General features: G+C 65.0%; 19 protein-coding genes and 1 pseudogene. 15 read left to right on the plus strand and 5 right to left on the minus strand.

The window, feature by feature from the left end; translation table 11 throughout:
- From A3E1_RS47835 to A3E1_RS0100020, 3 genes and pseudogenes are all read left to right on the plus strand, one after another.
- Positions 1-381, plus strand: a pseudogene (locus A3E1_RS47835) (hypothetical protein); the annotation flags it as partial.
- 576 nt (positions 382-957) lie between these two features.
- Positions 958-1,716 (plus strand): imidazole glycerol phosphate synthase subunit HisF, encoded by a 759-nt coding sequence (gene hisF / locus A3E1_RS0100015; protein ID WP_020518695.1) that lies wholly within the window; start codon positions 958-960, stop codon positions 1,714-1,716.
- Between the two features lie 39 nt (positions 1,717-1,755).
- Entirely contained in the window at positions 1,756-2,787 is a 1,032-nt protein-coding gene (locus tag A3E1_RS0100020) for a saccharopine dehydrogenase family protein (protein WP_020518696.1), read from the plus strand.
- On the opposite strand, the gene A3E1_RS48155 is transcribed toward A3E1_RS0100020, so the two are convergent.
- Positions 2,784-4,871 carry an ABC transporter ATP-binding protein gene (locus A3E1_RS48155; RefSeq protein ID WP_157631223.1) on the minus strand — a complete coding sequence of 696 codons (2,088 nt, stop codon included), beginning with the start codon at positions 4,869-4,871 and terminating at the stop codon, positions 2,784-2,786. The genes A3E1_RS0100020 and A3E1_RS48155 overlap by 4 nt on opposite strands.
- An 86-nt stretch (positions 4,872-4,957) precedes the next feature.
- Here A3E1_RS48155 and A3E1_RS0100030 point away from each other — a divergent pair, with 86 nt between their 5' ends.
- From A3E1_RS0100030 to A3E1_RS0100065, 8 genes are all read left to right on the plus strand, one after another.
- Positions 4,958-5,776 (plus strand): ABC transporter ATP-binding protein, encoded by an 819-nt coding sequence (locus tag A3E1_RS0100030; RefSeq protein WP_020518698.1) that lies wholly within the window; start codon positions 4,958-4,960, stop codon positions 5,774-5,776.
- Positions 5,777-5,795: 19 nt separating this feature from the next.
- Positions 5,796-6,770, plus strand: coding sequence for an ABC transporter substrate-binding protein (locus A3E1_RS0100035; RefSeq protein ID WP_020518699.1), 975 nt, complete (start codon positions 5,796-5,798; stop codon positions 6,768-6,770).
- Positions 6,771-6,775: 5 nt separating this feature from the next.
- Positions 6,776-8,836 (plus strand): iron ABC transporter permease, encoded by a 2,061-nt coding sequence (locus A3E1_RS0100040; protein ID WP_020518700.1) that lies wholly within the window; start codon positions 6,776-6,778, stop codon positions 8,834-8,836.
- Entirely contained in the window at positions 8,833-9,723 is an 891-nt protein-coding gene (locus A3E1_RS0100045) for a siderophore-interacting protein (RefSeq protein ID WP_020518701.1), read from the plus strand. Before A3E1_RS0100040 ends, A3E1_RS0100045 begins: the two co-directional genes overlap by 4 nt.
- A 123-nt stretch (positions 9,724-9,846) precedes the next feature.
- Positions 9,847-11,115 carry an MFS transporter gene (locus tag A3E1_RS0100050; RefSeq protein WP_020518702.1) on the plus strand — a complete coding sequence of 423 codons (1,269 nt, stop codon included), beginning with the start codon at positions 9,847-9,849 and terminating at the stop codon, positions 11,113-11,115.
- Positions 11,096-11,650 carry a Panacea domain-containing protein gene (locus A3E1_RS0100055; protein WP_020518703.1) on the plus strand — a complete coding sequence of 185 codons (555 nt, stop codon included), beginning with the start codon at positions 11,096-11,098 and terminating at the stop codon, positions 11,648-11,650. Before A3E1_RS0100050 ends, A3E1_RS0100055 begins: the two co-directional genes overlap by 20 nt.
- Positions 11,643-11,939 carry a hypothetical protein gene (locus A3E1_RS0100060; RefSeq protein ID WP_020518704.1) on the plus strand — a complete coding sequence of 99 codons (297 nt, stop codon included), beginning with the start codon at positions 11,643-11,645 and terminating at the stop codon, positions 11,937-11,939. The genes A3E1_RS0100055 and A3E1_RS0100060 overlap by 8 nt, the downstream gene beginning before the upstream one ends.
- A 21-nt stretch (positions 11,940-11,960) precedes the next feature.
- On the plus strand, positions 11,961-12,377 hold the full coding sequence (locus A3E1_RS0100065) for a hypothetical protein (RefSeq protein ID WP_026207914.1): 417 nt from the start codon (positions 11,961-11,963) through the stop codon (positions 12,375-12,377).
- Here the strand turns inward: A3E1_RS0100065 and A3E1_RS0100070 are convergent.
- On the minus strand, positions 12,367-13,110 hold the full coding sequence (locus tag A3E1_RS0100070) for an MOSC domain-containing protein (RefSeq protein WP_040390295.1): 744 nt from the start codon (positions 13,108-13,110) through the stop codon (positions 12,367-12,369). The two genes, A3E1_RS0100065 and A3E1_RS0100070, sit on opposite strands and share 11 nt — an antisense overlap.
- Before the next feature lie 36 nt (positions 13,111-13,146).
- Here A3E1_RS0100070 and A3E1_RS44215 point away from each other — a divergent pair, with 36 nt between their 5' ends.
- Both A3E1_RS44215 and A3E1_RS0100080 read left to right on the plus strand, forming a co-directional pair.
- Complete coding sequence (locus A3E1_RS44215) at positions 13,147-14,304, plus strand: calcium-binding protein (protein ID WP_020518707.1); 1,158 nt, start codon at positions 13,147-13,149, stop codon at positions 14,302-14,304.
- A gap of 28 nt (positions 14,305-14,332) precedes the next feature.
- Positions 14,333-15,376 (plus strand): FAD-dependent monooxygenase, encoded by a 1,044-nt coding sequence (locus A3E1_RS0100080; protein WP_040390296.1) that lies wholly within the window; start codon positions 14,333-14,335, stop codon positions 15,374-15,376.
- Positions 15,377-15,384: 8 nt separating this feature from the next.
- Here the strand turns inward: A3E1_RS0100080 and A3E1_RS0100085 are convergent, their stop codons facing one another.
- From A3E1_RS0100085 to A3E1_RS0100095, 3 genes are read right to left on the minus strand one after another with little or no spacing between them, the layout of a single operon-like run.
- On the minus strand, positions 15,385-16,074 hold the full coding sequence (locus A3E1_RS0100085) for an ArsR/SmtB family transcription factor (RefSeq protein ID WP_020518709.1): 690 nt from the start codon (positions 16,072-16,074) through the stop codon (positions 15,385-15,387).
- Complete coding sequence (locus tag A3E1_RS0100090; protein ID WP_020518710.1) at positions 16,071-16,931, minus strand: DMT family transporter; 861 nt, start codon at positions 16,929-16,931, stop codon at positions 16,071-16,073. Before A3E1_RS0100090 ends, A3E1_RS0100085 begins: the two co-directional genes overlap by 4 nt.
- 41 nt (positions 16,932-16,972) lie before the next feature.
- Entirely contained in the window at positions 16,973-18,208 is a 1,236-nt protein-coding gene (locus tag A3E1_RS0100095; RefSeq protein WP_020518711.1) for an AAA family ATPase, read from the minus strand.
- A gap of 24 nt (positions 18,209-18,232) precedes the next feature.
- On the opposite strand from A3E1_RS0100095, the gene A3E1_RS38090 reads away from it, so the two are divergent.
- Together A3E1_RS38090 and A3E1_RS0100105 are read left to right on the plus strand one after the other, a co-directional pair.
- A complete protein-coding gene (locus A3E1_RS38090; RefSeq protein ID WP_020518712.1) occupies positions 18,233-18,664 on the plus strand; it encodes a hypothetical protein in 432 nt (143 codons plus the stop codon).
- Positions 18,661-19,530 (plus strand): tetratricopeptide repeat protein, encoded by an 870-nt coding sequence (locus A3E1_RS0100105; protein ID WP_026207916.1) that lies wholly within the window; start codon positions 18,661-18,663, stop codon positions 19,528-19,530. Before A3E1_RS38090 ends, A3E1_RS0100105 begins: the two co-directional genes overlap by 4 nt.
- Positions 19,531-19,567: the final 37 nt, after the last annotated feature.

Consider the following 19,567-nt stretch of genomic DNA (forward strand, 5'->3'; position numbering starts at 1 on the left):
CTCTTCCTCGGCGAGCCCCTCCACCCCACCGACCTCATCGCCGCCCTCCTCGTCATCGGCGGCGTCCTCACCCCTTCCTTCCTCACCCCTTCCGTCCGCACCCCTTCCGTCCGCACCCCTTCCGTCCGCACCCCTTCCGTCCGCACCCCTTCCGTCCGCACCCCTTCCGTCCGCACCCCTTCCGTCCGCATCCCTTCCGTCCGCACCCCTTCCGTCCGCACCCCTTCCGTCCGCACCCCTTCCGTCCCCACCCCTTCCGTCACCGCCCCATCCGTCCGCACGCTTGAGTCCCACTCCACCTCTTCGCCCCTTCCACCTCCCCCTCCGCTTCCCGCCACCCCTGCGCCCGCTTCGCTTCCGGCTGCTCCTTCGCCCTCTTAGCTTCCCGCCGGCCCTTTGCCTCTTCCGCTTCCCGCCACTCCTTCGGCCGCAATCCGCTGACTGCCGCGCCAGGAACTTCATCGAGATCCACATCCATTAGCGCGATCGACATCCCTGGAGACGTGATCCACAGACACTTTGATCACGTCGGAAGGGATGTGGATCAGGTTTGGGGATGTGGATCACGACCAAGTCCGCGCGGCCAGCACAGAGGCGCGCCAACCTCGTGTGCGGCTCCCGCCGAGCAGGCGCAAGAGCAGCAACGCGCCAGGCGGGCGAAGCGGGAGCAGTGCAAGCGGAAGGCGCGGGCAGTGGTTGCCCAGAGGAAGGTCCAGGTGCGAGCGCGACAAGCGGGGTCAGCGCAAGGAAGGCGGGAGGGCAAGCAAGGGGCGAAGCGGGAAGGGCGAGCAAGCGCAAGGGACGCGACAGCGGGAGGGCAGGCAAGCGGAAGGCAAGGGGCGGGCGAAGTGGGAAGGCGGGGCAGGGGAAGGTGAGAAGACAGTGGGCGGGGGCGGGTGGCCGGATGGTGGGAAAGGGGGAAGGGGGCGAACTGTTGTGACGCGTAGGCTGGCTGGCATGGGTGTTGCGGTTAGGGTCATTCCGTGCCTGGACGTGGATAACGGCCGGGTGGTCAAGGGCATCAACTTCCTCGATCTGCGGGACGCTGGCGACCCGGTGGAGTTGGCTGCGGCTTATGACCAGGCTGGCGCTGATGAGATCACGTTCCTGGATGTGAGTGCGAGCGTTGAGGGCCGCGGCACCATGCTGGATGTCGTCAGAAGAACAGCCGAGACCGTCTTTATCCCGCTAACAGTAGGCGGGGGAGTGCGGTCAGTGTCCGATGTGGACACACTGCTGCGCGCGGGAGCGGACAAGGTCGGTGTGAACACGGCAGCGATTCAGCGGCCGGAGCTGATTAGTGAGATCGCCCAGCGGTTCGGCAATCAGGTGCTGGTGCTGTCGCTCGATGTGAAGCGCAATGGCGAAGGCCGGTTTGAGGTCACGACCCACGGCGGGCGCACGCTCACGGGACTCGACGCGATTGAGTGGGCGGCAAAAGTGGCCGGCCTGGGAGCGGGCGAGATCTTGCTCAACTCGATGGATGCCGACGGCACCAAGAACGGCTTTGACCTTGAGCTCATCAGGCAAGTGCGAGCGGCCGTCGACATCCCGGTGATCGCGTCCGGCGGAGCCGGGAAAGCGGAGGACTTCCCACCAGCGGTTGAGGCTGGTGCCGATGCCGTGCTCGCGGCGAGCATCTTCCACTTCGGTGAGGTGTCCATCGGCGACGTCAAGCGCGCACTGCAAAGGGCCGGGGAGCCGATCCGAACCTGAAGCTACCGAAGAGTAGCCAAGGGCGGTTACGGTGTCCCCATGACGGAATGGATGATCTACGGCGCGAATGGCTACACCGGCGAGCTGATCGCCCGGGAGGCGGAACGCCGCGGGTTGAAGCCGGTGCTCGCAGGACGGTCCGCGGAAAAGATCGTGCCGCTGGCGGCCGAGCTGGGCTTGCCGCACCGGGTGTTCGACGTCAATCAGCCAGACCTCAGTGGCATCGCGGCCGTGCTGCACTGTGCCGGACCGTTTTCCGCCACGGCCAAGCCCATGATCGAGGCGTGCCTTCAGCAAGGCGTGCACTATCTCGACATCACCGGTGAGATCGCGGTATTCGAGTACGCGCATGCTCAAGACGAGCGGGCGAAGCGAGCAGGCATTGTCGTGGCTCCGGGCGTGGGATTCGATGTCATCCCGACCGACTGTCTGGCCGCGACACTGCACGATGCTCTGCCCGACGCGACGCATTTGGCGCTCGGGTTCGACACGCGTTCCCCGATGTCTCAGGGCACCAGCAAGACCTCCGTCGAATCGCTTGGCGCGGGCGGCAAAGTGCGCCGTGACGCAAAGATAGTCACGGTCCCGATGGGCAGTCTGAGCCGCCAGATTGACTTCGGTAAAGGGGTCAAGTGGGCACCCGCCATCCCGTGGGGCGATGTCGCCACCGCCTTCTACACCACGGGAATCCCCAACATAGAGGTCTACGTCGCGACTTCACCCAAGCAGAAGAACGGTTTGCGGCTCGTCAACTTGCTGCGCCCGATCCTAAAACTGACCGTCTTGCAGAGCTTCATGAAAGGCCGCGTGCCCAAGGGCGGGCCGAGCGCCGAATTGCGGGAAAAGACACCGGTCTACGTTTGGGGCGAGGCCCGAAACGCCTTGGGAGAAACCAAAATCGCCAGGGTCAAGACCGCCAATGGGTACGACATAACCGTCACCGGAGCACTCGCCCTCATGGAGATCGTGCTTAGCCGCGGCAGCGGAGGCGGTTACTTCACCCCGTCACAGCTCGGCGGGGCTGACCTGGTCACGAAACTGCCCGGCTCCAGTGAGATCACGCTGAGCTAGACGCGAACGTCGGTGTGCACGTGCGGCCCGTGGTCGCACAGCACAGCGCCGTCGGTGAACTTGACGCCGTCAGCGAAGTGGGCTTCCACTTGACCCGCGCCGAACTGTTCGGTGTAGAGGCGCCAGTAAAGGCCGCCGCGCGCGAGCAGTTGGTCGTGGGTTCCTTGCTCGACAAGCTTTCCGTCTTCGAGGCCGAAGATGATGTCGGCGCCCTTGATGGTGGACAGCCGGTGAGCGATGGCGATGGTCGTGCGGTTGTGTGTCGCCCGCTCCAGAGCCTCTTGCACGAGCCGTTCCGTTTCTGTGTCCAAAGCGGAGGTCGCCTCGTCGAGGATGAGGATGCGCGGGTTCATGAGCAGCACGCGGGCGATGGCGAGTCGCTGCTTTTCGCCTCCTGACAGGCGATAGCCGCGTTCGCCGGTGATGGTGTCATAGCCGTGTTCGAAGCTCATGATGCGGTCGTGGATGTTGGCGTCACGGGCCGCTTGCTGGATCTCCGCGTGCGAAGCGGACGGTTTGGCATAGGCCAGGTTGTCGCGGATCGTGCCGTGGAAAAGATAAGGCTCCTGGGTCACCATGCCCACGGCTTCGGCCAGTGAGTCCATCGTGATGTCCCGGACGTCGATGCCATCGATGAGGCAGGCGCCGCGGTTGACGTCATAGAAGCGGGGCACGAGGTACGTCGCCGTGGTCTTGCCTGATCCGGAGGGGCCGACGATGGCGGCGAACTGTCCGGGTTGGACAGTGAACGATAGACCTGACAAAGCCCAGCGTTCACCCTCCACCACCGGCTCCAGGGCCGGTGCGACCGGTGCCATAGGCCCGTCCGCCATGGCGGTTTCGGCTTGCTGTTCATCGGTGATAGCCGAATCAGCGGTCACCGCCGTCTCCAAAACGGACGGTGACACCAGCCCTAACCGGCCGCCAGCGCGACCACCCGTGGGCACGCGGGAAGACGCGGCTGGCGCCTCAGACAGCTGACGCGGCGGTGGATAGCGGAACCACACGTCCCGGAATTCGACCGTCCCGCGCATGGTCGCGGGGTCGATGGAGCGTGCACCTGGGCGCTCTTCGATCGCCGGCACGAGATCCAAGTACTCGAAAATTCTCCTGAAAAGCGCCAAAGATGTTTGCACGTCAAGGGAAACCCGCATCAACTGCATCAGCGGCATCTGCAACCGGGCTTGCAAAGTGGTGAAGGCGACGATGGTTCCAGCGGTCAGGGCGGCGCCGCTGCCGAGCATCTGCCCGGTGACGAAGTAGATGATCGCGGGAGTGATGGCGAAGAAGGAGCTCACGAGCGCGAAGAAGCTCTGCCCGGTCATCGTCGCTTTGACCTGCAGCCTGGTTTGGCGCTTGTTCTCCTCGCGATAGCGGGAGCTTTCCACATCGGCGCGGTTGAAGACCTTCGCGAGCAGAATCCCTGATACGGAAAGGGATTCCTCGGTGATCGCCGTCATCTCCGACAGAGACTCCTGCGTCTTGCGCGCCAGCCGCTGACGACGGCGGCCGACCCGGATCTGCACGAAGATGAAGATCGGCATGAGGATCAGCGTGATGATGGTCAGCTGCCAGGACAGCAGGATCATGGATACCAGCGCGGCGGCGACGGTGACCACATTGGACAGAATCGACGTCGCCGTGCTCGTGAGAATCGTGCGCACGCCGTTGACGTCGTTGGCGAGCCGGGACTGGATCGCTCCGGTCTTGGTGGCTGTGAAGAACGCCAGTTCCATCCTTTGCAGATGGTCAAACAGGTTGCTGCGCAGGTCGGCCATCGCCGAGTTACCGACCTTGCTGGTCAGGTAGTTCTGCCCGATCCCGATGGCCGCTGACAGCAGCGGAATGGCGATCAGCCCGCCGGTGAGCCAGCCCAGCAGCCGCAGGTCAGGCTGACCGCCGGGCGGAAAGAGCGCGCGGTCGAAGACGGCTTTGACGAGGAACGGCGCGATCGAGGTCAGGGCAGCTGCTGTGATCACGGCCAGGGCGACCAGGAACAGTGACCACTTGTATGGGGCAAGCAGCTTGACGATCCGGGGGAGTACCCCCGGCTCTGGTTTCTCCTCGTCGGACTTTCGCGCCATTGGTCCGATCATGACGGATTCGTAACGTCCGGCGGAGGCCAAACACCGGATTTGACAAGCAGGAAGGTTAGGCTAACCTAAGGCACGTGCGGAGCGAAGCGAACATTCGGCTGAGTGGTAGCGGTCTATCCCTCAGTTACTTCCACCAGCAGGTCGTGCGAGACGGCACGATCGTGTTGCGTGGCGGTGAAGTCACCGCGCTGATCGGCCCGAATGGCAGTGGCAAGTCGACGATGCTGCGCGCGCTCGCCCGTTTGCACCGGCCTGACAGTGGCCAGATCACCCTCGATGACGGACAGTCCGCGTTGGACCTGTCGGCGATCCAGTTCGCTCGCCGGGTCACGCTGCTGGCGCAAAGCCGGCCGACACCGGCCGGGGTGACCGTGCGCGACGTGGTCGGGTACGGGCGCCACCCCTACCGTGGCCGCTTCCGTGGCAACGATCCGGACGGCCCCGCCGCCGTCGCGAAAGCGATGGAGGTCACGGGGGTGGCCACCATGGCGGACCGTCCCGTGAACGAACTATCCGGCGGCGAGCTGCAACGCGTGTGGCTCGCGACCTGTCTCGCGCAGGACACTGGCGTTCTGCTGCTTGACGAGCCGACGACCTTCTTGGACTTGCGCTATCAGGTGGAGATCCTTGACCTGATGCGCGATCTGGCCGATCACCATGGCGTCGCGGTCGGGGTCGTGTTGCACGACCTCAATCAGGCCGCGGCGGTGGCCGACCACTTGGTGCTGTTGCAAAAAGGCTCCGTGCGCGCAAGCGGGAAACCAGCTGATGTGCTTACGCCGCAACACCTTTCTGAAACCTATGGGATTCAGATCGACGTGCAGTGCGAATCGCCGGACGGCCAGCTGACCTGCCGGGCCATTGGCAGGCACAACCTCACCCCCACCCGATAAGAAACGGAAGTCCCCTTAGATGAAACGATTGCTTGGCTTTGCCATGCCCATTTTCGTGGCCGCGACGTTCGCCGCCGCGTGTGGCACGAGCGAGACCCCCGCCGACAGCCAGCCTGGCGCGTCCACTGGACCGGTCAGCGTGACCGACGGCCGCGGCAAGGAAATCAAGCTCAACTCCCCGGCCAAGAAGGTCGTCGGCCTGGAGTGGGGCGAGGTCGAAATGCTGATCTCGCTTGGTGTCATGCCGGTCGGTGTCGCTGACGTCAAGGGCTACAGCACGTGGGTGACGGCCGAGAAGCTCGACGCTTCGGTCAAGGACGTCGGCACACGCAACGAGCCAAGCGTGGATTCCGTTGTGGCGCTTCAGCCCGACCTTGTCGTCATGGAGGGCGACAACCCGGCCCTGGTCGAACAGCTGGAAAAGATCGTGCCCGTGCTTGTGGCCAAGGGCAGCGACGCTTCCCGCAACCTCGACCGGATGCGCGAAGACTTCAAGATGATCGCTACCGCGGTCGGCAAGACCAGTGAGGCCACCAAGATTCTGGGCGAGTTCGACGCCGCGCTCGCCGCTGGCAAGCAGAAGGTCGCCGCCGCGGGCAAGGCGAGCAAGCCGTTTGCCATCGCTGACGGCTGGAAAGATGGCAGCAAGATCTCCATCCGCATGTTCGGCCAGGGCGCTCTGGTGTCCCAGCTGGGCATTCAGCTCGGCCTGAAGAACGCGTGGACCGCTGAGACGGACAAGGCGTGGGGCCTGGGCGCCACCGACGTTGAGGGCCTCGCCGTGCTCAAGGACACCGACCTGCACTGGTTCTACAACGCTTCCGATGGTCTCGATGTCTTCGCCGATGGCCTTGCGGGCAACGCGATCTGGGACTCGATGACGGTCGTCAAGAACAAGCAGCTGCACAAGATGCCCAACGGCATCTGGACGTTCGGCGGACCGGCTTCCTGCACGCAGTACCTCGACGAGCTGCTGAAGGTTTACGGCTCTTGAGCGAAATGACGCGGCCGCTGCCAAAGTTGCGCGTGACCGGTGCCGTTGTCCTCACCGGACTTCTCGTGCTGGCTTTGGCGGCGGTCCACCTGACCCAGGGCACTTCCAGCATCGGCGCGGCCGATTTGCTAGGGCTGCTCGCGGGCAGCGGCGACGAGGATGCCGCGCGCATCCTCGTCGCGTCACGCGTGCCGCGGCTGCTCGCCGGGCTAACCATCGGCCTGGCCCTCGGTGCCGCGGGCGCGGCCTTCCAGTCCGTGGCGCGCAACGCTTTGGCGGCTCCGGACACGCTCGCCGTCAATGCCGGTGCGCACTTGGCTGTGGTGATCGCGGCGGTGGCCGGGCTAGCGCTCCCTGTGTTCTCCTCCGGAGCGCTCGCCTTCGTTGGTGGGCTGGCAGCCGCCGGCTTGGTCATGCTGCTTTCGGCGGGCGGCACGTCGGGCCCGACCCGGCTCATCCTGGCCGGGTCGGCGATCACGCTGGCGCTCAGCTCGCTGACGATGGTGCTGATGCTCCTGTTCGAGCAGGAGACCTTGGGACTTTTCGCGTGGGGCAACGGTTCGCTCGTGCAGACCGACCTCAAGGGCGTGCGGCAAATGGCACCCGTGGTGCTGGCCTGTATCGCGCTGCTTCTGTTCATGGGACGCAAGCTCGACATCCTCGCGCTGGGCGATGACACCGCCGCGACACTTGGCGTGGCGGTCCGCCGCACTCGGTTCCAGGTGATCCTGATCGCGGTCCTCCTGTCCTCCGCGGCGGTCACTCTTGTTGGCCCCGTTGGCTTTGTCGGCCTGTGCGCACCGGTCATCGTGAGGCTGTGCGCGAAGTGGCTTCCCGCCGTGCACAAACACCGGGTGCTCATTCCGCTGTCAGCATTGGCCGGTGTCGCCATCGTGCTCGGTGCCGACATCGTGCTGCGCATGGTGATGGGTGGCCAAGGCGGCGTGGACATTCCGACCGGTGTGGTCACCACGATCCTTGGTGCGATCGTGCTCGTGTGGCTGGCCCGCCAGCTTCGCGACTCCGGCCCGACGCGCCGGGCGCCCTCGGGACACCTGGCGACGGTCAGGTCACGGCGCTTTTTCCTCATCGCGATGGTGGCTGGCGTTATCGTCCTATGTGGAGCGATTGTCGCCGGGATGCTGGCCGGGGACACCTGGCTGCTCACGGGCGACCTGATGAACTGGCTACAGGGCAAGACCGGCCGGGCTATCACTTACGTCCTAGACCAGCGTTATCCCCGCGTCACGGCGGCCGTGCTCTCCGGTGCGGCGCTGGCGATCGCTGGTGCGGTCGTGCAAGCGGTTTGCCGCAATCCACTCGCCGAGCCGGGATTGCTAGGTATCACAGCGGGTGCCGGGGTCGGCGCGGTAGGGCTCATCACCTTCGTGCCGCTGGCCGGAATCGGCGTCATGTCCATGGCGGCCGGCGCGGGCGCCCTCATCGCCTTCGCGATCGTCTACGGACTGTCCTGGCGTGGCGGGCTTAGCTCAGACCGGCTCGTGCTTATTGGCATCGGCTTCTGGTCCGGTGGCATGGCCATCATTACGTTCATCATCGTCGGGTCCGACCCGTGGAACACCGGCAAGGCACTGACGTGGCTGTCCGGCTCGACCTATGGCCGCACGCCAGCGCAGGTGCTGCCGGTCGCCATAGCCCTGCTCGTGCTCACGCCACTGCTCGTGCTCGGAACGCGTGAGCTTGACTTGCTCTCCCTCGATGACGACACCCCACGCGTGCTCGGGGTCTCTGTTGAAAAGGTGCGGCTGCTGACCCTCATCGGCGCGGCGCTGCTGACGTCCACGGCGGTGTCAGCCGTTGGTGTGGTGGGGTTTCTTGGCCTCGTCGCGCCGCATGCCGCCCGTGCTCTCGTGGGCGCCAGGCATTCCCATGTGCTGCCAACGGCAGCCCTGATCGGCGCGATCCTCGTCAGCCTCGCGGACACTCTCGGGCGCGTGGTCATCGCGCCGGCACAGATTCCCGCGGGTTTGGTGACGGCTTTGCTTGGTACCCCCTATTTTGTCTGGCTGCTCTGGCGGTCGCGGACCCTTGGAGGAAGCAAATGATCCTGCCCTGGCGGTTCTTCGATGTGGAAGTCGCACGGCTGCGGCGCCTGAGCCGATCGTTCCTGCGCGTGACAGTGACCGGCGAAGACCTGAAGGTGTTCGCGGACAACGGGTTTGACCAGCGATTCAAGCTGATCCTCCCGTTGCCGGAAAGTGGCCTGGCGTCGTTCCCGTTCAGCCTGGACTGGCATGAGAAGTGGCGTGCACTGCCTGAATCACAGCGCAATCCGGTGCGCACCTACACCGTGCGAGCGGTCCGGCCGGAGGTGTCCGAAGTGGACATTGACATGGTCGTGCACCCGGGTGGCGACGGCCCAGCCGTGGTCTGGGTGCGCGATGTGGCCGTGGGCGATCAGCTCGCATTGCTGGGCCCGGACGCCCGTTTCGGCGGACCGCATGGCGGCATTGACTTCCGGCTGCCCGCCAGCGCGACGACGATTCTGATCGCTGGCGATGAGACCGCCGTGCCAGCGGTGGCGTCCATTTTGGAGTGTCTGCCGAGGGACATCTCAGGCGAGGTAATCCTTGAGGTTCCGGAGCCCGGCGATTTCCTTGACCTGACCGCTCCCGTGGGCATCAAAATCGAGTGGCTCGCCCGCGATGGCGCGGTTCACGGCAGCGCCTTGGTGCCCGCGCTGACGGCGGCCGCCGCGAGGCTCGTGCCGCAACAGGCCGCCGGCGAGCTTCCGGATGTCGATGTCGACGAGCAAATCCTTTGGGAGGTACCAGATGAGCCCGCTCCCGATAAGCAGGTCTACGCCTGGCTGGCCGGCGAGGCTGGCGTGATCCGGTCGCTGCGCCGTCACCTCGTCGGCGAGCGCGGCCTCGACCGGCGAAGCGTGGCCTTCATGGGCTACTGGCGCCTCGGCCGCAGCGAAGGCGTGTAAAGCGCCGCGAACGGCCCTTGGCTGCGTTGCTCGCCGCCTCGTGTACCAACTGCCTACACGTCGGCGTCGTGCGCCTTGCCAGGAACCATTTGCGGACGCCTTAGCAGACGGTAAGGTCACCGGATGGCGCGGCTAGCGGATCATCCGGGGTACCGGAAGTTTTGGGTGTCGGACACGATCTCGTCGTTCGGCACCTATCTCACCTCTGTCGCCATGCCGCTGGTCGCCACCTTCACGCTCCAGGTGACCGAAGCTCAGTTCGGTCTCATCACCGGCACGCGCTACGCGCCATACCTGTTGTTTGGCCTGATCGCCGGCGTGTTCGCCGACCGGCACCGGCGGCGGCCCGTCCTGGTCGGCATGGACTTCGGCCGCTTTGTCCTGCTCAGCTTGCTGACTCTGCTGATCGTCGCTGGATGGCTCAGCTTCTGGCTGCTGATCGTTTTTGTCTTCGTGTTCGGGACGATGTCGCTGCTCTACGAGGCGGCCCATCAGTCCTACTTGCCACGGCTGGTGCCGGTGGACGCTCTGCCAAAAGCCAACGCCCGCCTGGAATTGAGTTCCTATCTCGCGCAGACGACCGGGCCGTTCCTCGCTGGAGCCATCATCCGGCTGTCCAGTGTGCCGGTCGCCTTGTTCACGGATGCGGTGTCCTATTTGGTTTCCGGTGTTCTGCTCGCGCGCGTCAAGGTCGCCGAGCCGGCCCCACAGCGCACTGAGCGCCACCTGATAAATGAACTGCGCGAAGGGCTTTCGTGGGTTTACGGGCACCGGATTCTGGCGCCTTACGCGATCACGTTGCATCTGAGGTTTCTCTTCGCCAGCACGGCTTCCGTCGCGTTCACTCTCTTTGTGCTGCATGGCTTAGAGCCCGGGCTGTCGGCGGCGGAAGCCGGTTTCCGCCTGGGCATCGTGCTCGCGATCGGTGGCGTGGGAGCCGTCGTTGGCAACGCGGTGTCGACCGTGGCCGGGCGGTTCGGTGTCGGGAGGCTCGTCATGGCTGAACGCACCCTCGAACCGCTGGGCTGGTCCGTTGCCGCCCTTGCGGTTTCGGGCTTCGCCGGCTGGGCGATGGTCGCCGTGTCACAGTTCGTGGTGTGGGTCGCGCTCGGGCTCAGCGGCCCGCACACGATGGGTTACCGCCAGGCCGTGACGCCCGATCGGTTGCAGGGACGGATGAACGCCACCATCCGTTCGCTCAATTGGGGAATGCTGACAATTGGCGCCCCGATCGGCGGGTGGCTGGTGCAGCAGACCAGTTATCGAGGGACTTTGTGGATAGCAATTGCAGGAATGATGCTGTCCGCTATAGCGGCGTTGGCGTCGCCATTACGGCACGCTCGGCACCCGGAAACCTCGGTATCCTCTTTGGATGACCGCCTCAGCGCGTGACGTGGCTGCCGCCCTTAGGGAGCGGCTTCCCGGCCTGGCAACGAAGAAGCTGCACAAACTTCTCTATTACTGTCAGGGTCACCATTTAGCGGCCTTCGACGAGCCACTGTTCACCGAGTCCATTTCGGCCTGGGACATGGGCCCGGTCGTCGGTGAGCTGTGGAAGGACGAGAAGGAAGGGGTGCTGACCGGCTCGCACCTCCAGCTTTCCGAGGCGGAGCTGAACACCGTCGGTTATGTGCTGAGCCGTTACGGCGGATTATCCGGCCATGATCTGGAGATTCTGACCCACGGTGAGACGCCGTGGCAGACCGCTGACAAGTCCCGCCGTCCTAAGGGGACCGTCCGGATCGAACGCGAATGGATGCGGGACTATTTCCAAGCCAGCGCCTTGGTGGATAATGATGACGATGATGTCCGGCTGGATTCAGCCGCCGTCACGCGGTGGCTGTCCCAGGTGGGTTTCAGGCAAGAAGAACCACTCAGCGCCGACAGTCCAGAACTGATCAAGGGGAGGCTAGCCCGGGGTGCCTGACCTCGACACGTGGAAACTGGAGGGTTTCCTCGACCGGCTAGACGCGTGGGTGGCGCGCGAGGCGCCTCCCGATGAGCTGCGTGTTCTGGTCACCGCCTGGATCATGAGCCGCTATGACGATCCTTATCAAGGCGTGCAACGGGAACGAGACTTCGAGAACCTTTGGTTCGGCCCGATCCCCGGCTCGGTCACCAAGTCGGGAACCGTCGTCGTGTGTGCCTATTGGATCAAAGAACGCAACCGCAAAGTCCGGTGCGAGAGCTTCGCCACTCTGCCAGTGCCCACGTGACACGGCGTTTAGTCTGTGATCATGGCCCCTATCGTTTTGAGTGAGTCAAGCCGGATCATCGCCGGCATCGTGTTGCTAACCATCGTGACCATTGAATTCGGCGGCTACTTCATGACCAAGATCGTGCGTGGTCAGGTGCCCATGACCGACTTCCAGAAAGCCTTCGCGCGAGCGGGGCACGCGCACGCCGGTGTGCTCGTCACCTTGGGCCTCATTTGCCTTGTGCTGGCCGATGCGACGAACCTGACCGGGTTCGCCGGCTGGGTCGCGCGAGCAGGTGTGCCGCTGGCCGCGATCCTGATGTCCGCAGGGTTCTTCGCCTCTTCCGCGGGCAAGGGCGTGACCCAGCCCAACAAGGCCTACATCGTGCTGTGGCTGGGAGCGGCGAGCCTCGCCATCGGCACTATCACGCTCGGCATCGGCCTTCTCACAGCCTGACCTCGTCTCCTAACCGGACCGTCCCCGGCGCGAGCACCTGCGCGTAAACCCCCGCACACGGTTGTGGCCCGAGCTGCTCCAGCGGGACGACGCGGTTCTTCTCGTTGAGCCGGCGGACGGTCATCCGGTCTCGTGGCAGATCGCCGTGAGCCAGTGTTGGCACGGCACAGCGCGGTGTCACGACGATAACCTTGATGATCACGTCAGCTCCGATGTGCAATTGCCTTCCCACCCAGGCGTTTTCGATGAATCCCGCCCCGGCGGTGTCGAGGACGAGATTGGGCCGAAACCGGCGATAGTCGGCGGGCACACTGTCCAGGGTGGACGTCGTGATGAGGTGCAGCGCGGCGAAGTCGAAGAAGGCACCCGGTGGCAGGTGGCTTTCGCGCAACTGTCCGTCATCGGGGCTTTCCCGGTCGATGGTTGGATCGTCAGGCGGGGTGTCCGTGAGCACGACCGGCTGCCCCAGGAAAGCGGACAGCTCTTCATCCGTCCCGTACACCTTCCCGTCAGGTCCGGTGATCTTCCCGTCGCTGGAGGCGTGCAGCTGCAACATCTTCTCCCACAGCCGCGGATGCTTGGCACTGACCACTTTTCCGGTCGTGGTTTGGATCAGGGCCAGCCGGCGGTCGCCCTCGATGCCCCGCGAGGTGATCTCAGCGGCGGAAAGCTGTTCCCCGAGCATTGATTTGACTGGATACCGACACAACTGTCGAACTGTCCCCACAGGCATTGGATAGACACTACCGCCGCCCTTATGGTCTCGCCCATGAGACGGTTGCCCTTGATTGTCAGCGTGGTTATCGCCAGCACCTTCCTGATCGCTAAACCGGCTTTCGCCAACGGGAATCTCGTGTCGGTCAGCGGTTCGGTCATCAGTTTCCTGGGCGGCACTGGTTACGTGAACAACCTGACGGTCCGCTCCGTGGGTGCGGTGTATGTCTTTGACGACATCTCCGGCGTCCAGGCCGGGGCGGGATGCTTTCATCCGTCCACATCGGACCTGACTGTTGTGCACTGCGCGCCGGCACTGGTCAGTTACGTGAAGATCGACGTCAACAGCGCGAATGACCGCGTCGACTACTGGGCCAACGCTAACGCGCAGATCTTCGGCGGCGTAGGCGACGACGAATTGTGGGGCGGCGACGGCGAAGACAAACTGTTTGGCCAAGCGGGAAGGGACCGCCTCTTCGGCTGGAACGGTGATGACGTGCTCGACGGCGGCACCGATGCCGATCAGCTCGCGGGGCAAAGCGGTGCCGAGGACAGGGTCAGCTACGAGTCGCATCCCGCGGGCGTGATCGCCGACATCGATGGGGTGGCAGGCGATGACGGCATGCCGGGGGAGGGCGACACCATCGGCTCTGACGTGGAGTACTTGTCGGGCAGCCCGTTCAACGACACGTTGAGCGGCAGCGCGGTCCGCAATTTCCTGTGGGGCTGCGGTGGCAACGATGTGCTGAACGGCCTGGGCGGCGATGACTGGCTCGCCGGCGACTGCGAGTCAGGCTCCCGCGGCGCCGATGTCCTTAATGGAGGAAGCGGATCGGACTGGGTTACCTATTACACCCACAGCGTCCGGATCGAGGCCAGTCTGGACGGCGCGGCCGGAAACGATGGCGCGGCAGGCGAAGGCGACACCATCGCTAGCGATGTGGAGAACCTTAGCGGTGGCACAGGCGACGACAAACTCACGGGTAGCGAAGCTGGCAACCGCCTCGACGGGCATATCGGCAACGACGAAGTGCACGGCTTCGGTGGCGACGATGTGGTGTTCGGCAACATGGGCTGGCGTGGCCCGATTCCCGGCGCAGACGACGACCGGCTTTACGGCGACTCTGGCGCCGACCAGATCGATGGCGACGCTGGGTTCGATCACTGCGACCTTGGTCCCGATGGCACGTCGGCCGTCAACTGCGAGGCATAGCTCACTACAGGTGTAGTACGCTGGTGGCATGACCAGAGTAGCGATAGTGGGCGGCGGCATCGGTGGCCTCGCGACGGCCATCGGGCTGAGTCAAGCTGGCTGGGAAACCACCGTGTTCGAGCGATCGGCAGGGCTGCCGGAAACCGGCACGGGCCTGGGCATCTGGCCGGCCGCCCTGCACGCGCTCGATGAGCTGGGCCTTGGCGCGCTAGCCAGGCGACGTGGGATGCGGCAACCGTCCGGGACTATCCGCCGCCCAGACGGCAGTGTCATCGGAAAGATCGACGTCACCAAACTCAAGGAACCGGTCTACCTGCTGTCCAGGCCGGCCCTGCTCGGCTTGCTCGCCGGGGCGCTGCCGGAGGGCATCGTCAAGTTCGGCAGCGACGTGTCCGAGCTGGCGGCCCTGCGGCGCGACTATGACGTTGTCGTTGGGGCTGACGGGATTCGCAGCCGCGTTCGCCAAGAGGTATTCGGCACGGCAGCGACTTTGCGGTACGCGGGGTGGACCGTGTGGCGCGGAACGGTCGATGGTGACATCCCGGCCGGAGGCGAAATCTGGGGCGTGGGCAAGAAGTTTGGCGTGACGCCGCAGGAGCCGGGCCGCACCAACTTCTACGCGGTGCTTCACATGCCGGCCGGGTACCAGGTGGTTGACGACCTAGCCGAACTCAAGCACCACTTCGGTTCCTGGCCCGATCCGATCCCCGCGATCCTGGGACAGCTCACGGCGGCTGACCTATTGCACCATGATCTGCAATACCTGGACCCGCCACTGAAGTCCTATGTGGAGGGCAACGTCGCGCTATTAGGCGATGCCGCACACGCGATGACACCAGATCTCGGGCAGGGCGCATGCCAAGCGCTCATCGACGGTGCTGCCTTAGCGCGCTGCCTGACGACCGCTCCTAACGTTCAGGCCGGCTTGGCCGCCTACGATCGCGAGCGCCGCAAGCCGTCACAACGGGTCGCGGCGATGGCGTTACGTGTCAGTCGCCTGACCGCCATGCGGCGCACGGGTTTACGTGACCTGATCGCCAAGGCCGCGTTAGCTCTCGGCCCACTCGCCTAACCGGCTGGTCAGGAGGGGAGGTTCATCCCGAGCGCGGCTTCGAGGCCTCGCTGGCCGGCCGCGGTGACCCGGATCGCGCGGCCGGTGCCGATGCGCTCGATCCAGTCCAGCTCAAAGAAGCGCCCGCACAACGCGGCGCCGGCGAGCCCGGCGAGGTGCGGGCGGCGCTCTGTCCAATCCAGACAGTCCCGCACCAGTGGCCGGCGTCCGGCAGGCTCAAGCGAAATGCCCAGGCTCGCGAACCATTCGCGGCCAGCATCGCTCAAGGACAAGCCCCGATTCCGCTCGATGAGCCGCTGCGATTCGAGCGCTCCCAAAAGAGTCACTCCGAAGCGCCCCGCCAAATGGTCATAACAGGTGCGCGCACGGGCGAGCGCCGCCATCGCGGTCGCTTCGCGCAGCGACGTGACACTTGCCGCTGGCGGACCGTCGGCGTAGGAGACCAGCTCCTCGATGAGATGCGCCGTCTCCGGGCTTGCCAGCCGCACATAACGGTGCCGCCCTTGGCGTTCCTCACTGAGCAGGCCGCCGTCAACGAGCAAGCTCAGGTGCTCACTGGCGGTCGATTTGCCGACGCCCGCGTGCTTGGCGAGTTCGCCGGAGGTCCACGCCCGGCCGTCCAGCAGTGCCAAGCAAAAGCTGGCCCGCGTGCTGTCGGCCAGCAGTCCCGCGAGCCGGGCCAGAGTTTGCGCGGTCATGACTTCCTCCGGGCGAAGTAGACACCGGCCAAACACAGGGCACCGCCAACGAAAGCCAGCGGCGCGGGCGTCTCGCCGAGCAGCAGCCAGGCGATGAGAATGGCGACCGGTGACACGAGGAAGGTCGCGTTGCCCAGGCGCCCAGCCGTCGTGCGAGCCAAAGCGTAAGCCCACGTAGTGAACGCGACAGCGGTCGGCATCACCCCGAGGTAAACCACCGACCACAGGGCGTCCGGCGGCGCGGCACTGACCTCACGCACCAGCGTCGGTGTGAACGGAAGGCACACGATGGCGCCGATGACACAAGCGATCCACGTGATCGTCAAGCCCGGAAGGTCTGCCAGCAAAGGCTTCTGCAGCACCACAGACACCGCGTAGGCGACAGCGGCCACGACACACAGGAAGACACCCCACCAACTCGACGCTTGACCACCGCCCGTAGACAGTCCAATCAGGACGATGCCACTAAACGCGATCAGGCTGCCGAGCAGAAGGTTGCGCGGAAAGCCCTCTTTGAGGAATACCCCGGCGAGCAGGGCGATGAGAATCGGCCCGATGTTGACGAGCATGGCCGCTGTGCCCGCGTCGACCATCCGCTCAGCTTCGTTGAGAGCGACGTTGTAGAGCGCGAACCACAGCACACCGCACGCGATGAGCCGCGGCCAGTGCTGGCGCTGGGGCATGGCGCTGCGCTTGACGAGCACCATGGCGGTCAGCACCAGCGAGCCGACGAGGAGCCGGCCGAGGGCGAGGCTGCCCGCCGTGAACGCGTCGGCCAGATGCCGGATCGCCACAAAGGCCGACGCCCAGAGGACGACGGTGGTCAGCATCGCGGCTGTCGCTTTGGTTTCCTTCACGACACTGACGCTAGTGCCCGGACAGTTCGGCGCGCGCCGAACTACATCAGCTTGTTGGCCTTGAGGTATTTGGCCAGTTCGTCATAAGAACCGCTCTCATTGGCAAACATCGCCACATTGCGGGCGGTCATGAGCCACTGGTTTGTGGAGGCCTTGATTTCCGTCAGCGCTTTCTCGAAGTCCCGCTGCTCGATCATGCGGATGTCGCCGCTGGTGACCGAGTCATGCATGGCGTATTCAGCGGCCGACTCGCACAGGTGGGCTAGATCGGCGCCACTGAAGTAAGCCGTCGCTCCCGCGAGGCGCCTGAGGTCGATGTTCGCGATCGGGCGCTGGCGCAGGTGATAGTCGAGGATCGCCATCCGGGCTGGTTCGTCAGGCGGGGCGACGAAGACCGTGCGGTCGAGCCGGCCCGGCCGGCGCAAAGCGGTGTCCACATCCCAAGGCGCGTTTGTCGCGGCCAGGATGAACACGCCTTCGTTGGTTCCTTCCATGCCGTCAAGCTCAGCGAGCAGCTGGTTGCCCAGCGTTCGCATGGACGAGGACTGCATTTGGCTTCGCTTATAGCCCAGGGCATCGATCTCGTCGAGGAACAGCACGCAAGGAGCGTTGCGCCGGGCGGTCTCGAAAATCTGGTGCAGGTTGCGCTCGGACTCCCCGATCCACATGTTGAGCACGTCGACCAGTGAGATCGTGCCGAACTTCGCGCCCATCTCGCCGGCGACGGCCCGTGCCAGGAACGTCTTGCCGCACCCGGGAGGACCGTAAAGCAACAGCCCACCGCGCAAGCTCTTGCCATAGAGCTCGCGCAGTTTGGTGTTGCGCATCGGGGCGAGAAACGAAATCTCCAGCCGCTTCTTGACGTCTTCCATCCCGCCAACGTCACCGAGACGCACCGCCGACGGCTCGATGTCGAAAGCCCGGTCCTCTTCGCCCACAACAGGTTCCGGCTCATCTCCGGCCCGTGCGTAGCGCGGCGGCACCGAGTCGGCGAACTGTTCCTCCAAGGCTTTCCAATCCATCTGCACCGGTTCGGCCTGCCCCGGCTCGGGCCTGGATGTCACCGGCTCGGGGGCGGGACCTCCGAGTGCGGACTGCATCAGCCCTTGGGCACTGGCGTTCTGCGGGTCCTGCTGCAGCACGGTCGCCAAATGAGCGATGGACTCGGGGCCACGACCGGCGGCGATCAGCAGCTCAGCCAGGTGCAGGCGCAGCGGAACGTCAGCCGGGCGGTCCTGCACGGCGGCGAGGAGACTTTCGATGAGAGACGCGCTCATGTTGAGCCATTATGCTTGCCGCTCGTGACCGATGAGCTGTTCACCCCGACCATCAAGGACGCCAAGGTGCCGACGCGGCCACCATGGAATCCAGATTCGATCATCTATCCGGCTTTCTTCGGCGGTCCGCTGGCGGGCTCGGTCCTCGGCTTCCTCAATGGGCGCAAGCTTTTGCTGAGCCGTTCTCACCTGCTACTCATCGCGGGGACGGGCACCGTGGCGTTCGCCGCGCGCGCCGCTCTGACGGCGACCGTTCTCCCCAGCTATGCACGCAGCATTGTGGCGGCGATCGCCGGCGTCGTGGTGTGGCTTGTCGTGGCGGCGTTGCAGCGCAAGGCTTTCCGCGCCGCCATTCAAAACGGGCGTGACGCGGTCAGTCTCGTCGGCCCAGGCATCGCCGCGTCCATCGGCTTCGGCGTCCTCGAATTCGCCTTCATTTACGGAGTGCTGCTATGAGTGGTATCGGGTTGAAGCGGGCACAGGCGCTGCTGATGGCGGACCGTCCACAGGAGGCGCTGCGTGAGCTAGCGACCCTGTCGGCTGAAGAAGCCATGCACCCCGGTGCTTTCTATCTGCGTGCGGCTGCTTTCTCCCAGCTCGACCAGCATGCCGAAACTGTCACCGCGGCACGGCAGGGCCTCGAAGCGGGCGGGCCGGACCCGGATCTGTTCCAGCTGATCGGTGACGCGGAACGCCAGCAAGGACATTTGGAGGCGGCCGAGCAAGCGCTCCTAAGTGGACTGTCACTCGCGCCGAATCACCTGGGCCTGCTGTGTTCCTACGCCGCGGCCTGCATGGCGGCCAATCAGCTCGGCAAAGCGGCCAAGCTCGTGGAACGGGCAGCGGCACAAGCGCCCACGGCCGCGGCTGTTTATGCGATCCGCATTCAGCTCGCGTACACCCGAGGGGAAGACCGCAAGGCCCAGGAGATCGCCCGTGAATTCGTCGCCGAGTATCCGGAGAGTGCCGCCGCCCACGCGTTGCTTGGCGGGACTAGCGCCAATCGCGGCCAGGTGCGGGAGGCTGACGCTGGCGCGCGCCAGGCGGTCGCGGCCGATCCCACGGTTGGCGACTACGCCGAACTGGCGCTCGAGACGCGGATCGCCCGGCATCCGCTCATGACACCGGTCCGGCCCTTCATTCGGTTCGGGCCAATAAAGACCTGGATCGCCGCCATTGCCATCATTTACGGGCTTCGAATGCTGAAGATGCCGATGCTCGCGGGGGTCTTCGCCATCGGCTGGTTCCTTCTTTGCGTGTACTCATGGGTCGTCCCGCCCCTGGTCAGGCGCTGGATGAAACGGCGATACCGCGCCTTCTAGCCGGTTAGGTATGCCAAGGACCCCTTGCAAAGACTTC

The sequence above is a fragment of the Catelliglobosispora koreensis DSM 44566 genome, from assembly GCF_000379685.1.
GTDB lineage: Bacteria > Actinomycetota > Actinomycetes > Mycobacteriales > Micromonosporaceae > Catelliglobosispora > Catelliglobosispora koreensis.

Coding starts and splice junctions, on each gene's coding strand:
- A3E1_RS0100080 (WP_040390296.1), top strand. CDS start 14,333: ATGACCAGAGTAGCGATAGTGGGCGGCGGCATCGGTGGCCTCGCGACG.
- A3E1_RS0100040 (WP_020518700.1), top strand. CDS start 6,776: ATGACGCGGCCGCTGCCAAAGTTGCGCGTGACCGGTGCCGTTGTCCTC.
- A3E1_RS0100050 (WP_020518702.1), top strand. CDS start 9,847: ATGGCGCGGCTAGCGGATCATCCGGGGTACCGGAAGTTTTGGGTGTCG.
- A3E1_RS0100105 (WP_026207916.1), top strand. CDS start 18,661: ATGAGTGGTATCGGGTTGAAGCGGGCACAGGCGCTGCTGATGGCGGAC.
- A3E1_RS44215 (WP_020518707.1), top strand. CDS start 13,147: ATGAGACGGTTGCCCTTGATTGTCAGCGTGGTTATCGCCAGCACCTTC.
- hisF (WP_020518695.1), top strand. CDS start 958: ATGGGTGTTGCGGTTAGGGTCATTCCGTGCCTGGACGTGGATAACGGC.
- A3E1_RS0100020 (WP_020518696.1), top strand. CDS start 1,756: ATGACGGAATGGATGATCTACGGCGCGAATGGCTACACCGGCGAGCTG.
- A3E1_RS0100085 (WP_020518709.1), bottom strand. CDS start 16,074: ATGACCGCGCAAACTCTGGCCCGGCTCGCGGGACTGCTGGCCGACAGC.
- A3E1_RS48155 (WP_157631223.1), bottom strand. CDS start 4,871: ATGGCGCGAAAGTCCGACGAGGAGAAACCAGAGCCGGGGGTACTCCCC.
- A3E1_RS0100045 (WP_020518701.1), top strand. CDS start 8,833: ATGATCCTGCCCTGGCGGTTCTTCGATGTGGAAGTCGCACGGCTGCGG.
- A3E1_RS0100055 (WP_020518703.1), top strand. CDS start 11,096: ATGACCGCCTCAGCGCGTGACGTGGCTGCCGCCCTTAGGGAGCGGCTT.
- A3E1_RS0100065 (WP_026207914.1), top strand. CDS start 11,961: ATGGCCCCTATCGTTTTGAGTGAGTCAAGCCGGATCATCGCCGGCATC.
- A3E1_RS0100095 (WP_020518711.1), bottom strand. CDS start 18,208: ATGAGCGCGTCTCTCATCGAAAGTCTCCTCGCCGCCGTGCAGGACCGC.
- A3E1_RS0100035 (WP_020518699.1), top strand. CDS start 5,796: ATGAAACGATTGCTTGGCTTTGCCATGCCCATTTTCGTGGCCGCGACG.
- A3E1_RS0100070 (WP_040390295.1), bottom strand. CDS start 13,110: ATGCCTGTGGGGACAGTTCGACAGTTGTGTCGGTATCCAGTCAAATCA.